A 12,314-nucleotide genomic window follows, 5' to 3' on the forward strand; every position below is an offset into this window, starting at 1 on the left:
CCGCTCCACCATGGCCCGCATCGTTTTCGACCTTCCTGCGCACTTCGGTTTTTCCACCGAAATGCAGATCTACATCAGCCACGTCAACCAGGGCGGCCACCTGGACAACGCGCAACTGCTCAGCCTGGTGTCCGAGGCGCGCGTGCGTTTCTTCCAGTCGCTGGGTTACCCCGAGGCCGATGTGGGTGGGTTGTCCATCGTGGTGGGCGACATCGTGGCGCAGTACAAGTCGGAAGGTTTCCACGGCGAGACCATGCGGGTGGAGATGGCGCCTGCGGACTTCAATCGCTACGGTTTTGACCTCGTTTTTCGCATGACCGAGAAGGCCGAGGGCCGCGAGGTGGCGCGCGGCAAGATCGGCATCGTTTTCATTGGCAAGGCCGACCGCAAGGTGGCGCCCATCCCCGAGTCCATCCGCCAATTGCTGCTTTTGCGCGCCTGAGAGGCTGAGCGCGTATCCTTTCGGCCAGTCTTATGAACCAACTCCAACTTTTCCTCCCCTGCGCCGCCGGCGTCGAGGGCTTTCTGGCCGACGAGGTGCACGCCATCACCGGCCTCACGGGGCAAGACCTGCTCATGGGCCGTGGCGGCGTGCTGCTGCGTGCCTCGTGGCGCGATGCGCTGCTGCTCAACCTGCACAGCCGCCTGGCCCAGCGCGTGCTGGTGCAATTGGCCCACCGCCCTTACCGTTCTGAAAACGACCTGTACGCCGCCGCCAGTGACGTGGCCTGGGAGATCTGGTTCACCACGCGCCAGACCTTCAAGGTCGAGGTGACCGCCCAGCACAGCCCGCTGCAGAGCCTGAACTTCGCGGGCCTCAAGGTCAAGGACGCGGTGGCCGACCGCTTCCGCGCCAAGAGCGGTGTGCGGCCCGATGTGAACACCCAGTGGCCCGACGTGCGCATCCACCTGCACCTGACCACCGACGAAGCCACGATTTACATCGACACCTCGGGCGAGCCGCTGTTCAAGCGCGGCTGGCGCGAGGACAAGGGCGACGCGCCGCTGAAAGAAACCCTGGCCGCTGCCATGATCGCCGCCAGCGGCTGGGACCCGCACGGTGACAACCCCCAGCCGTTGTACGACCCCTGCTGCGGCAGCGGCACCATCGCCATCGAGGCCGCCCAGATCGCCTGCCGCATTCCGGCCGGCATGCTGCGCCGCTTTGCGTTCGAAAAACTGCTGCCGTTCCAGCCCCATGTCTGGACTGCTATAAAAAACGAAGCTGATGGCGCAATACAGACAAGCACTGTGCCCATATTTGGCAGTGATGTGGCCCACCGCATGGTCGATTTTGCCCAGCGCAATGCCGAGCGTGCTGGCGTGGCCGACGCCGTGCAACTGCGCGGTGGCGACGCCCTGCAGCGCATGCCGCCGTGTGAGCAGCCCGGTGTGATGCTGCTGAACCCACCTTATGGCGAGCGCATTGCCGCCGCCGGTGCCGCTGGCCAGAACGCCAACGAACGCGCGGCCGAGCGCGCTCTGGGCGCCAGCGTGGGCCGCGAGGCTGCACACACCGATGATGGCGGCGAGTTTTTCAGCCAGCTGGCCACCCACTGGAAGAAGAACTACAGCGGGTGGACGGCCTGGATGCTCACGCCCGACCTCAAGCTGCCCGGCAAGATGCGCCTCAAAGAATCGCGCCGCGTGCCGATGTGGAACGGCCCCATCGAATGCCGCATGTTCCGCTTCGACATGATCAAGGGCGCCGTGCGCGACCGCCCTGCAAAGGCGGCTCCAGACAACGGCACTGGCCATGCAGGTTGAACTGCGCCTGCCCGCCGAAGGTGTGGCGGGCGAATCCGCACGCCCCGTGGTGGTGGACACCAACGTCGCGCTGGATTTACTGATCTTCTCCGACCCGCGCACCATCCCCCTGCGCACGCTGCTGGCCCAGGAGCGCCTCACCTGGATCGCCACGCAGGTCATGCGCGACGAGCTGGAGCGTGTGCTGGCCTACCCGCACATTGTGGAGCGCATGAACTACTACCGCGTGGACGCGGCGCAGGTGCTGGCGGCGTTCGATGCGCAGGTGCGGTGGGTGGCGATTGCGCCCAGGGTGGTCTATGTCTGCAAGGACGCGGACGACCAGAAGTTCATCGACCTGGCCGCCGCGCACCGCGCCATCTTGCTGAGCAAGGACAAGGCGGTGATCTGTATGCGCAAGCGGCTGCTCACGCTCGATGCCCATGTGGCAACGGCGCTGGTGTTCGACCGCGCAGGGGAGTCTGCAGTCGTCGACGCCTGAGCCCGCCGCGCTCAGCGATCGAACGTGAAGTCTGCGGCGGCGTGCAGAGCCCAGGCGCCATCGCCCTGGAGTTCCAGCACATGTGTGTGGTGCTTGAGCAGGGCGGGGCGGTGGGCAATGCTGATCAGGGTGGTGCCGCTCGCGCGCAGGCGCTCATAGAGGGCGGTTTCGTTGGCGCTGTCCAGCGCACTGGTCGCCTCGTCGAGGATCACGATGCTGGGCTTGCGCGCCAATACCCGGGCAAAGGCCAGGCGCTGTTGTTCTCCGGTGGACAACTGCTTTTCCCAGTCGTGCGACGCGTTGAGCCCACCCACACGCTCAGCCAGTAATTGCAGTTGCACCTCCTGCAGCAGCTCCAGCAGGCGTTCGTCGCTCAGCGTGGTCTGCTTGCTCGGGTAGATGATCTGGCTGCGCAGCGTATCGATCTGCATGTAGGGGCGCTGGGGCAGGAAGAAGAGGTCTTCCAGGGGCGGGTGCTGTACGGTACCGCTGCCCGTGTGCCACAAGCCGGCAATGGCACGCAGGATGGAGCTTTTGCCGCAGCCACTCGGCCCGGTGATCAGCAGTGCATCGCCGGGCTGCAATTGAAGCGACAGGTCGCGCACCAGCAGGCGGCCAAATTGGGGCGTGTAGAGGCAAAGGTCTTCGATGGCCAGTGTGTCGCCGATGCGGGTGGTGATTTGCGGGAGCGGCTCGGTGGTGTTGGTGGGCGCCTTGGGCACCCGCGCGTCGTCCATGTCGTCCGCCGTTTTTCCCCCTGCGCCAGGTTCTGCCCACGGAGTGGGCGCGGCTGGGGTTTTGAGCACCACCTGCGACAGGGCGTGCAGTCGGTCGATGCCCGCGACAAACCGGCTCAGGCTCTCGAAGTTGTCCACAATCAGTGAAATGGCGCCCAGCACGGCAGCGAAGGCTCCTGCGGCCTGGATGGCTCGCCCCACTTCCAGCTCGCCCGACAGCACCCCGTTGGCCAGGATGATGCTGGGCAACACCAGCGTGAGCTGGCTGAAAGCGCGCTGATACAGGTTGAGCGAGCGCTGCTTCTTGATGAGCCGAGCGTAGTTGGTGAACGCCGCCTCGAACCGATTGTCGATCTGGACGCGCTCTTGCGGCTCGCCGCTGTAGAAGGCAATGGATTCGGCGTTTTCACGCAGCCGCATGAGTCCAAACCGGAAATCTGCTTCACGCCGGATCTGCCAGAAGTTCAGCCGAATGAGCGGCGCGCCAAACAAGTACAGCGCCCCGAAGGTACCCAGCAGGGCATACACCGCCAAAAAGGCCACCAGGGTCTTGGAGATGGACCACAACACCGCACTGAAGGCCACCAGCTGCATCAGCGAGCCGAGGAAGATCAGCAGGAAGTGCGTGGACTTGCCCGTGAAGGTGTTGATGTCTTCGCTGATGCGCTGATCGGGGTTGTCGATGTCGCTGCCAGCGCCAATTTCATAGTACTTGCGCTCGCTCAGGTAGCCATCCAGGAAACGGTGGGTGAGCCAGCGCCGCCAGTGGTTGGAGAACGCGTCGCGCATGTAGTAGTAGTAGGCGTACACCGGCACGGCAAACGCCAGCACCACCAGGGTGGTGAGCACCGCAGACCAGAAGCGGTCAGCCTGCTTGGCAGCCAATGCCGATGTCATCTCCCCGGTCTTGTCGATCAACATCACGGCGAGCTGTGTCTCACACACCATGAGTCCGATCAGCAGCCCGAGCAAGCCCCATGCGGTGCGTTTCTTGTCACCTGTCCAGTAGGGCCGGGCCACGCCCATGAACTGCTTCCAGGCTGCCCGCGACAGGGTCGGCGGGCGCTGGCGGCGAGGCGTGGTATCGGGAGGCGGTAACGGCGCAGGCGCTGAAGAGGCGGGGGTCGCGGCGGCAGGAGTGAACATGGGAAGAAGTGTGACGAAAGGAGGCTCCGCCTGCACCTTAAATCGTCGTTCGGTCGGGCGCTGTCAGCGGATGGCAACAGCCCGCCAGGGGCGGCTGTGTCAGGGGTTCGTTGGCTGTGGAATCCGCACGATCTTCAGGCATCGCGCGGCGCCTGCAGCCGACTCATTGGCTGAGCAGGTCGTACGCTGCGCGTACCCGCTGCAGGTCGCGGCCCAGCCTGCGGCTGGGGGGCAGGTGCCGCATCCACCGCATGCGCCGAATGCTGGTGGCCAGCACGGCCTGCATCTCCGCGCTGCCTTGTGCCACCCACGCGGCCCAGCGCTCGCGTGCCTCGGGCAGCATTTCGGTTTGGTGCAGGTAGATGGCGGTGGAGTGCGCGTAACACAGCGCATCGCGCACATGGCACAACGCCAGCGGCAGCACGGCGGCCGGGTCGTCTTCAAAATCGATGCAGACCACGGCGCCTGTCGGGTCGCGCACCATGTTGCGTGCAAAGGCCTGGCTCAGGCAGGTGCCCTGGTGGTGTACATGGGTCATCGCATCCAGCCCTTGCTGCCACAGCAACAGTACGGCGGCGGGGTCGTTGGCGCGCAGGGTCCGGTCGATCGCGTTGCCCAGTGAATGGGCCTCTTCGCCCACGCGGCCCAGGTGGCGCATGGCAAAGCCATCGGCTTGCACGGCCAGAACCTCTGGCACCCGCACGCCGCGTGCGGCCAAGTCCTGCAGGCGCCGCACCTCGGTGGCGATGGCGGCGGGCCCGCCCGGGTTGGGCACGGGGCGCAGCACGTCCAGCCGCAGCAGCCCGGCCAGCATGGCCATGGCGCGGTAGCGGCCCGTGCCATGCGGCACGCCCGCGCGTTTGACCCAGATCTGTTCATTGCCCAGCACGTGGCTCATCACGCTGTGGGGTTGGGTGGCCAGTTTCTGCTGCAAGAAGGCGCTGTAGTCTGTGGCCTGCAAAGAGGACCGGGGGGCCGGGGTGTCCATCGTCATACGCTGGCGTTTCCTGCCACCACGGCCGAGGTGCCGGCGGCTGCCGCCTGCACCATCTCCACATGGTGCGGCACCGAAGGCTCCAGCGCAGGCTCGCTGGCCTGAAAACTGTGGGCGCTGGCCAGGGGCCAGTACAGGCGGAACACGTTGTGCTGCGCATCGAGCGGGCCCAGCAGCGCGCCGGGCTGCATGCGTGTGATCAGGTTGGACAGCAGCCGCACCTCGGTGTCGCTGATGCGGCGCACGATGTGGTGGGCCGTGATGTCCTTGGGGTGCGTGAGGCCTGCGGCCTGCACCAGCTCCTGCAGCGCGTGCAAGGTGCTGCGGTGGAACTGTGCCACGCGCGTGGCCTTGTCGGGCACCACCAGCGCCTGCTGGCGCAGCGGGTCTTGGGTGGCCACGCCGGTGGGGCAGTGGCCGGTGTGGCAGTTTTGCGCCTGGATGCAGCCCAGCGCCATCATGAAGCCGCGCCCCGCGTTGCACCAGTCGGCGCCCAGCGCCATCATGCGGGCGATGTCGAAGGCGCTGATGACCTTGCCCGCGCAGCCAATGCGCACGCGGTCGCGCAGGTTCACGCCCACCAGCGTGTTGTGCACCAGCAGCAGGCCCTCTTGCAGCGGCGCGCCCACATGGTCGGTGAACTCCACGGGCGCCGCGCCCGTGCCGCCTTCTGCACCATCGACCACGATGAAATCGGGCGTGATGCCCGTGACCAGCATGGCCTTGACGATGGCAAACCACTCCCACGGGTGGCCCAGGCAGAACTTGAAGCCGGTGGGCTTGCCGCCTGACAGCGTGCGCAGCCTGGCGATGAACTGCATCATCTCCACCGGGTTGCGAAACGCGCTGTGGCTGGCGGGCGAGATGCACGCCTCGCCCTGTTGCACGCCGCGTGCAGCCGCAATCTCGGCCGTCACCTTGGCCCCTGGCAGCACGCCGCCGTGGCCCGGCTTGGCGCCTTGGCTGAGTTTCAGCTCGATCATCTTGACCTGCGGGTCGATGGCGCTGGCGGCAAAACGCTCTTCGCTGAACGTGCCATCGGGGTTGCGGCAGCCAAAGTAGCCCGAGCCAATCTCCCAGATCAGGTCGCCGCCGTGCACGCGGTGGTGCTGGCTGATACTGCCCTCGCCCGTGTCGTGCGCAAAGCCGCCTTTTTTTGCACCCTGGTTCAAAGCCAGGATCGCATTGGCCGACAGCGCACCAAAGCTCATGGCCGAGATGTTAAACACGCTCGCGTGGTAGGGCTGGGTGCAGGGCGATACGGATTGCGACGGCGCATCTGGGTTGCCGCCAATCCACACCCGAAAGTCGTGCGACGGTAGCTGGGTGGGTGCCAGCGAATGGTTCACCCACTCGTAGCCCTGCGCCCCCACATCCAGGTGCGTGCCAAACGGGCGGTTGTCCGGGTCGCCCTTGGCGCGCTGGTACACCAGCGAGCGCTGCGCGCGCGAGAACGGCGCGGCCTCGCTGTCGCTTTCGATGAAATACTGGCGCACCTCGGGCCGCACATATTCGAGCATGAAGCGGATGTGGCCGATGACCGGGTAGTTGCGCAAAATGGCGTGGCGCGACTGCTGCAGGTCGTACACCCCCACACCCACCAGGGCCGCAAACACCAGCACCACCGGCAACCCCACGCCAAACGCTAGCAGCGCAAACAGCGACAGCAGCAGCCCGAACGCACACAGCGCAAAGGCCGTGTATCGCACCGGGTAGAGGGAGTTGAGTTGGTGGAGCATGGGGGTCCTGGTTCTGGTGGCGGAGCGAGAGGGGGCTACACTGACCGCCTTTTTATCGGGTTGCGATGTTGCGCGCGGCGTTCTTTGTGGAGGCCCGGCACCCCCTGGTCGCCGTGCTGGCGCTCCGCCAGCGCCACGGCACAAGGCCTGCGCATCATAAAAGTAAAACTTTGCCCTGCAGCCCCCGCTTTCTCGCTTGACGACCGGAGTCCCCCATGACCGAACCCACATCGCCCACACCCGCCACCGACGATCTTGACCCCGCAGCCGCACCGGCCGCAGCACTGGGCCCGGAGGAACTCGAAGAGATGGACAACATCCTCGACGACCTGCGCGCGCGCGGCGAGGAAATCCCGCAGTGGGAGTTCTGCGATGGTTTCATGACCGCGCTGATCTGCAGCCGCCGCCCCATCGCCCCGGCCGAATACCTGCCCATGCTGCTGGGCGATGGCGCCGAGCTGGATGTGGCTGAGGGCGACCCGCTGCCGCAGCTGCCCGCCTTTGCCGATGCCGCCCAGCAGACGCGTTTTCTGGAGCTGTGGAACCTGCGCTGGGCCGAGATCGTGACCCAGCTCGACACCGACGTGAACACGCTGGACGACGACCGCACCTTCCAGCCCGAAGCCATGGACATGCGCGGCGCCGTGGCCAGCCTCACCGATGAGCAACGCGCCGAAATGGGCGACGACCAGGAGATCCCGTCGTTTGGCCAGGTGTGGGCGCTGGGCTTCATGTTTGCCGTAGAAAACTGGCCCGAGGACTGGGCTGCCCCGCGCGACAAGGAAGCCGCCAAGTGGCTGGACAACGCGCTGGAAAGCATCGTGGCCCTGACCGAAGACGACACCGGCAAGCCCGAAGTCTGCATGTACGACGAAGACGGCGCGCCCAGCACCAGCCAGGCGCGCGTCGAAGCCTTTGGCGAAGCCATCTGGGCCGTGTACGACCTGCGCCAGCTGTGGAAGAGCATGGGCCCGCGCGTGGAGACCCTGCGCAAGGCCCCCGAGCCTGGGCGCAATGACCCTTGCCACTGCGGCAGTGGCAAGAAGTACAAGAAGTGCCACGGAGCTTAAGTTTGTGGGGTAGTTTGCTATAAATTGAATAGCTAATTGTGCTTGATGGATAAGCACTAGAGCCTGTTTTGATCTTCAACCCCTTGCAGCGCGCCTTCGGGCGCGCTTTGCTTTTTGCAGTGCACGCCGCATGTACTCTTCCACCCTGACCCGCCTGCGCGCCGAATGGGCGCCCAGCATTCCGCGCGAACTGTTGGCCGGGGCTGTGGCCACGTTTGCCCTCATCCCGGAAGTCATCGCCTTCTCGTTCGTAGCGGGGGTGGACCCATCCGTGGGGCTGTTTGCCTCGTTCGTCATCAGCATCGTGATTGCCTTCACCGGCGGGCGGCCTGCCATGGTGTCGGCCGCTGCGGGCTCGGTGGCGCTGGTGGCGGCGCCCTTGGTGCAATCACACGGGTTGGGCTACCTGCTGGCGGCGGGGCTGCTGGCGGGCGCGGTGCAGGTGGCGTTTGGGTTGATGAAGCTGGGCGTGCTGATGCGATTTGTGTCCAGCTCGGTGCGCACCGGGTTTGTCAACGCGCTGGCGATATTGATCTTTGCCGCGCAGCTGCCGCACTTGCATGGCGCCAGCGTGGCCACCTGGGGCGCGCTGGCGCTGGGGCTGGCGCTCATCTACGGCCTGCCGTGGCTGGGCCAGCGGCTGGCGTGGCCCGCGCTCACGGCCATTCCGTCGCCGCTGATCTGCGTGGTGGTGCTGACCGTGCTGGCGTCGGCCCTGGGGCTGCACCTGCCCACGGTGGGCGACCTGGGCAAGCTGCCTGATTCTTTGCCCGTGTTTGCATTGCCTGCGGTTCCCGTGTCGCTCGACACCCTGCGCATCATCTTGCTGCCCGTGCTGGCCATTGCCATGGTGGGCCTGCTCGAATCGGTGCTCACCGCCGCCGTGGTCGATGAAATGACCGACACCCCCAGTGACAAGAACCGCGAGTGCACGGGCCTGGGGCTGGCCAACATCGCCGCCAGTTGCTTCGGCGGCATCGCAGGCTGCGGAATGATCGGCCAGGCCGTGGGCAACGTGAAATACGGTGGCCGCGGGCGGCTGTCCACGCTGTTTGCCGGGGTGTTCTTGCTCATCCTCATGGTGGCGCTGAAAGACTGGGTGTCAAAGGTGCCGGTGATCGCGCTGGTGGCCATCATGGTCATGGTGTCCGCCGAGACGTTCGACTGGAAATCGCTCGGCGCCCTGGTGCGCCACCCGCGCCTGTCCAGCGCCGCCATGCTGGCCACCGTGGTCGTGACCATCGCCACGCACAATCTGGCCGCCGGGGTGGCGGTGGGCGTGGTGCTCAGCGGGGTGTTCTTTGCGTTCAAGGTCTCGCACATGCTGGAGGTGCAGATGCATGACGAGCCCGACCCAGGTGCAGCGCTGGGCCAGCGCACCTGGCGCGTGTCGGGTCAGGTGTTTTTTGCCTCGGCCGATGCGTTCATCGAAGCCTTCGACGTGCTGGGCGCCGAGGGCCGCCCGGTGGTCATCGACGTGACGCACGCGCACTTCTGGGACATCACCGCCGTGGCCGCGCTCGACAAGGTGGTGCAGCGCCTGCGCCACCATGGCTGCACAGTGCAGGTGCTGGGGCTCAATGAAGCCAGTGCGGTGCTGATTGATCGCATGGGGAGCGATGCAGCTCCCGCCAAGTCGCCTACAGGCTCCTAGCCGCTCTGCGCCAGAAACCTCTTCAGATTGCCCGCTGCCGTGCTGCGTACCTTGCGTTGGAGCGAGGGCGACCAGCCCGGCAGGCCCAGCGCTTGACGGCCGACTTCGTCGCCGCCGTGCACCGCATTCGCCACATGTCCCGCCGCAATGATCCGTGCCATTGCGGCAGTGGCAAGAAGTACAAGCGTGCTACGGGTTTGAGGTGGAAAACTACTGATTTGATAGCTGCTAGCGCTTATGGGATAAGCGCTAGAGGCCAATTTTGCTTGTTTTTTCACTGCTGCCCGGTCAGATGCGAGGGTGAGGTTCAAGGTGAGTGGCCGCCTGCCGCTGATCGAGGGCAGTGATAGGTGCCTTGGGGCCATAGGCGATAGTTAAGCGGCTGAAAATAGCGCCCTAAAGCGGGAGTCGAGCGGCGTCGCTCCTTGTCTTCCCTAGACTAGACAATGCCGCCAGCCCCCCTGAGCGGCTCTCGAAAGCTGTCGTGCCAGTGAGGGCTATCTTCCTTCACGAAGAAGTTCGTCACTCCACCCATATCCATACTTCCGTCTACTGTGGGGTGAAGACCGCTGCGACTGCCAAAGACAACGCCTACAACATGATCAGGCGCGCCCGTCAGGAACTCGCTGACACCTAGACGTAGCCCAGTAGGTTGCTGTCCAGGATCGCGGTCCTGCTCATGGACCGACGTCAACTGCTCCGCGTCCAGTCCCTGCAACGCTACCCAGAACAAAGCACCTCGCTGCCCTGTGAATTGCCGAGAAGCCGAGTCATTGAGGGTTGCGAACACTTGATTAAGGACATCGTCCTCGACGGCGCTCTGCATCACGAAAGCCAACATCCCTCCACCAGTCGTGCCGTACAGCGCAGCTTCCCGATTGACTGTTCCCGTCGCCAAGTCGATTGCGCGGCGCATGACTCGGGGATCAACCGCAATCGCAGCCTTGACCATTTCCGGTTCGAAGTTCTGAACTCGCAGATTCACGCCTCCGCTCAGGCTGGCGCTGGTACCCGCTACAACTTGAGAAACAACCTCCCGTGCGAGCGCCCCACGGTCCTCCGGTTCAACGGGCAGACGATAGGGGACCGTTAACACTACGGCCATACCGGTCTGCAAATGCTGCGCGACCGTGGAGATGTCCTTCCATACCTCTCCCCAGAAGTTCAGCGCATCCAGTCGATGGATGCGTCTGCCTTTGTCGTCGGAGATCGACTTGCACTCGACTTCTAGCCCCGATGTGCCAAGGTCATCGACCAAGAGATCAAATGTGCCGACGTTGTTCGCCCTGTGCCACGACACGTGTTTTCCTCTGCGAGTGAAGTGCGTGGCTGCCTGCAACTCGAGGCTTAGCCCATGCATGTTCTCTGCGCTGCTGAAGGCTGTCCTGACGCGCCTGACGAATGTACGAGCTTGCTTCGCCGTGCATCGATTCAACACGCCCAAAACTTGCGCGGCGAATCCCAACGCAGGGAAGATGGATTGGTCGTTGCAAACCTCCCAAGGTATGTCGCCATGCGCGGCAACTAGCACCCGGAGCCTCTCCAACTGGTACGCGATGGCGTATTCAGCATGCAAGTAGTCGCGGAGGAACCAATTTGAGCGAATCGCTGCCTCTTGCCTCGCCACCGCCCCCTGCCATTGATCGGGCCCAATCGCTGTCGCAAGGCGTCGATAGACAGTCGGCATCTGCGCTGTGGTCATCTCTGTGGCTAGCATTTAAGTTTAGAGGCCTCGCTTGTTTGTCTCGGAGCATCTGCCTAGTCAACCCTACCCGGCGTCGTCGTCATGTTGCTCGTCGGAAGTTGAAGCGATACCGTGAAGCTGTCAATCGCCAATGTAGGGAACTGGCCGAATTCTGCTCTGTGCTACAGGGAGCTGAGGGTTTATCGCGGACGCTGCTATAGGCAACTTAGTCAAGAAAATCGCGAACCGTGAGAACGCCCAAGAGGATTGTCATCAGCAGAAAAATCCATCCCAAGACTCCGAGTCCGAATGGTGCATAGACACCTTCAACCACCATGCGCGAATTGCCCTCTCTTGTATTGGGGTGTTCATCGCGCAATGGTGCCTTGAGCCTTGATGCGTCATAGCACAGCCATGCGCAACCCAGCGTGAGAAGCAACAGTAACCAAGCTGTCATCAGACTCTCCCTTATCGCGGCTTGTCGACTTTTGCCCGAGAGCCTAAGCTTCAATGCGGTGAGTCATTTGACTCACCGCCGCGCCACCCATCACCCCTGCGCCAAAAACTTCTTCAGGTTCCCCGATGCGGTGCTGCGCACCTTGCGCTTGAGCGAGGGCGACCAGCCCAGCAAAACCCCCGGCAGGCCCAGTGCCTGGCGTGACCAGCTCCAGAAGTTGAAGCGGTCGCGGTGCGTGGCAATGAGCCCGTCGGGCGTGAAGGTGAACGTGCCGTCGATGATGTTGTGCACCTTGCGCCCTGTGGCGCTGAAGAGGTAGTGGGCCTCCCAGTGGGCTTTGCCACCTTTGGCATCGGCGTCGATGCCGCTGAACTCCAGCTTCCAATGCTCGGCGGCGCCGGGCTTTTTCGTGGCGGTGCACAGCATGCGCCACATGCCGCCGATCTGGTCGCGGCCTTTTAGCGAGAAGGCCTCGTCGTCAAACGTGGCGTTGGGCGCGTAGCAGGCGGCCATGGTGGCGTGGTCGAGCTGCGCAAACGCGGTGTAGAAGCGTTGCAGGGTTTGGGCGTTGGGGTGCATGGAGAT

13 protein-coding genes are annotated in these 12,314 nt (G+C 64.3%); 6 read left to right on the forward strand and 7 right to left on the reverse strand.

Annotation, left to right across the window (positions count from 1 at the left end):
• The first annotated feature begins 10 nt into the window (after window positions 1–10).
• The 3 genes from CLU85_RS02255 to CLU85_RS02265 are packed head-to-tail and all read left to right on the forward strand — an operon-like array spanning window position 11 to window position 2,248.
• Entirely contained in the window at window positions 11–442 is a 432-nt protein-coding gene (locus CLU85_RS02255; protein ID WP_100412328.1) for a thioesterase family protein, read from the forward strand.
• Between the two features lie 32 nt (window positions 443–474).
• Window positions 475–1,767, forward strand: coding sequence for a class I SAM-dependent RNA methyltransferase (locus CLU85_RS02260; RefSeq protein ID WP_100408866.1), 1,293 nt, complete (start codon window positions 475–477; stop codon window positions 1,765–1,767).
• Window positions 1,757–2,248 carry a putative toxin-antitoxin system toxin component, PIN family gene (locus tag CLU85_RS02265; RefSeq protein ID WP_100408867.1) on the forward strand — a complete coding sequence of 164 codons (492 nt, stop codon included), beginning with the start codon at window positions 1,757–1,759 and terminating at the stop codon, window positions 2,246–2,248. The genes CLU85_RS02260 and CLU85_RS02265 overlap by 11 nt, the downstream gene beginning before the upstream one ends.
• 11 nt (window positions 2,249–2,259) lie before the next feature.
• Here CLU85_RS02265 and CLU85_RS02270 read toward each other — a convergent pair whose 3' ends face one another.
• From CLU85_RS02270 to CLU85_RS02280, 3 genes are all read right to left on the reverse strand, one after another.
• Window positions 2,260–4,011 carry an ABC transporter ATP-binding protein/permease gene (locus CLU85_RS02270; protein ID WP_198509239.1) on the reverse strand — a complete coding sequence of 584 codons (1,752 nt, stop codon included), beginning with the start codon at window positions 4,009–4,011 and terminating at the stop codon, window positions 2,260–2,262.
• A gap of 283 nt (window positions 4,012–4,294) precedes the next feature.
• Window positions 4,295–5,125: a hypothetical protein gene (locus CLU85_RS02275; protein ID WP_100408869.1), complete on the reverse strand. Its 831-nt coding sequence runs from the start codon at window positions 5,123–5,125 to the stop codon at window positions 4,295–4,297.
• The gene (locus CLU85_RS02280) at window positions 5,122–6,864 is read right to left on the reverse strand and encodes an FMN-binding glutamate synthase family protein (RefSeq protein WP_100408870.1); all 1,743 of its coding nucleotides are present in this window, start codon (window positions 6,862–6,864) and stop codon (window positions 5,122–5,124) included. Before CLU85_RS02280 ends, CLU85_RS02275 begins: the two co-directional genes overlap by 4 nt.
• A gap of 215 nt (window positions 6,865–7,079) precedes the next feature.
• On the opposite strand from CLU85_RS02280, the gene CLU85_RS02285 reads away from it, so the two are divergent.
• Together CLU85_RS02285 and CLU85_RS02290 are read left to right on the forward strand one after the other, a co-directional pair.
• Window positions 7,080–7,934 carry a UPF0149 family protein gene (locus CLU85_RS02285; protein WP_100408871.1) on the forward strand — a complete coding sequence of 285 codons (855 nt, stop codon included), beginning with the start codon at window positions 7,080–7,082 and terminating at the stop codon, window positions 7,932–7,934.
• A gap of 130 nt (window positions 7,935–8,064) precedes the next feature.
• Window positions 8,065–9,588 (forward strand): SulP family inorganic anion transporter, encoded by a 1,524-nt coding sequence (locus tag CLU85_RS02290; RefSeq protein WP_100408872.1) that lies wholly within the window; start codon window positions 8,065–8,067, stop codon window positions 9,586–9,588.
• On the opposite strand, the gene CLU85_RS23580 is transcribed toward CLU85_RS02290, so the two are convergent.
• On the reverse strand, window positions 9,585–9,749 hold the full coding sequence (locus CLU85_RS23580; RefSeq protein WP_369858328.1) for a hypothetical protein: 165 nt from the start codon (window positions 9,747–9,749) through the stop codon (window positions 9,585–9,587). The two genes, CLU85_RS02290 and CLU85_RS23580, sit on opposite strands and share 4 nt — an antisense overlap.
• On the opposite strand from CLU85_RS23580, the gene CLU85_RS23585 reads away from it, so the two are divergent.
• Window positions 9,723–9,935: an SEC-C metal-binding domain-containing protein gene (locus tag CLU85_RS23585; RefSeq protein WP_100408873.1), complete on the forward strand. Its 213-nt coding sequence runs from the start codon at window positions 9,723–9,725 to the stop codon at window positions 9,933–9,935. The genes CLU85_RS23580 and CLU85_RS23585 overlap by 27 nt on opposite strands.
• A 92-nt stretch (window positions 9,936–10,027) precedes the next feature.
• Here CLU85_RS23585 and CLU85_RS02305 read toward each other — a convergent pair whose 3' ends face one another.
• From CLU85_RS02305 to CLU85_RS02310, 3 genes are all read right to left on the reverse strand, one after another.
• Window positions 10,028–11,290 (reverse strand): hypothetical protein, encoded by a 1,263-nt coding sequence (locus CLU85_RS02305; protein ID WP_100412329.1) that lies wholly within the window; start codon window positions 11,288–11,290, stop codon window positions 10,028–10,030.
• A 208-nt stretch (window positions 11,291–11,498) separates the two neighbouring features.
• Window positions 11,499–11,729, reverse strand: a complete 231-nt coding sequence (locus tag CLU85_RS22890; RefSeq protein WP_157803904.1) for a hypothetical protein — start codon at window positions 11,727–11,729, stop codon at window positions 11,499–11,501.
• A 90-nt stretch (window positions 11,730–11,819) separates the two neighbouring features.
• Entirely contained in the window at window positions 11,820–12,308 is a 489-nt protein-coding gene (locus tag CLU85_RS02310) for a nuclear transport factor 2 family protein (protein ID WP_100408874.1), read from the reverse strand.
• Window positions 12,309–12,314 lie beyond the last annotated feature (6 nt).

The organism is Acidovorax sp. 69 (assembly GCF_002797445.1).
Lineage (GTDB): Bacteria > Pseudomonadota > Gammaproteobacteria > Burkholderiales > Burkholderiaceae_C > Acidovorax.

What these genes read in the sequence shown, in the direction of transcription:
- CLU85_RS02255 (WP_100412328.1), top strand. Translation starts at nt 11, where the DNA reads ATGGCCCGCATCGTTTTCGACCTTCCTGCGCACTTCGGTTTTTCCACC.
- CLU85_RS02260 (WP_100408866.1), top strand. Translation starts at nt 475, where the DNA reads ATGAACCAACTCCAACTTTTCCTCCCCTGCGCCGCCGGCGTCGAGGGC.
- CLU85_RS02265 (WP_100408867.1), top strand. Translation starts at nt 1,757, where the DNA reads ATGCAGGTTGAACTGCGCCTGCCCGCCGAAGGTGTGGCGGGCGAATCC.
- CLU85_RS02270 (WP_198509239.1), bottom strand. Translation starts at nt 4,011, where the DNA reads ATGGGCGTGGCCCGGCCCTACTGGACAGGTGACAAGAAACGCACCGCA.
- CLU85_RS02275 (WP_100408869.1), bottom strand. Translation starts at nt 5,125, where the DNA reads ATGACGATGGACACCCCGGCCCCCCGGTCCTCTTTGCAGGCCACAGAC.
- CLU85_RS02280 (WP_100408870.1), bottom strand. Translation starts at nt 6,864, where the DNA reads ATGCTCCACCAACTCAACTCCCTCTACCCGGTGCGATACACGGCCTTT.
- CLU85_RS02285 (WP_100408871.1), top strand. Translation starts at nt 7,080, where the DNA reads ATGACCGAACCCACATCGCCCACACCCGCCACCGACGATCTTGACCCC.
- CLU85_RS02290 (WP_100408872.1), top strand. Translation starts at nt 8,065, where the DNA reads ATGTACTCTTCCACCCTGACCCGCCTGCGCGCCGAATGGGCGCCCAGC.
- CLU85_RS23585 (WP_100408873.1), top strand. Translation starts at nt 9,723, where the DNA reads ATGTCCCGCCGCAATGATCCGTGCCATTGCGGCAGTGGCAAGAAGTAC.
- CLU85_RS23580 (WP_369858328.1), bottom strand. Translation starts at nt 9,749, where the DNA reads ATGGCACGGATCATTGCGGCGGGACATGTGGCGAATGCGGTGCACGGC.
- CLU85_RS02305 (WP_100412329.1), bottom strand. Translation starts at nt 11,290, where the DNA reads ATGACCACAGCGCAGATGCCGACTGTCTATCGACGCCTTGCGACAGCG.
- CLU85_RS22890 (WP_157803904.1), bottom strand. Translation starts at nt 11,729, where the DNA reads ATGACAGCTTGGTTACTGTTGCTTCTCACGCTGGGTTGCGCATGGCTG.
- CLU85_RS02310 (WP_100408874.1), bottom strand. Translation starts at nt 12,308, where the DNA reads ATGCACCCCAACGCCCAAACCCTGCAACGCTTCTACACCGCGTTTGCG.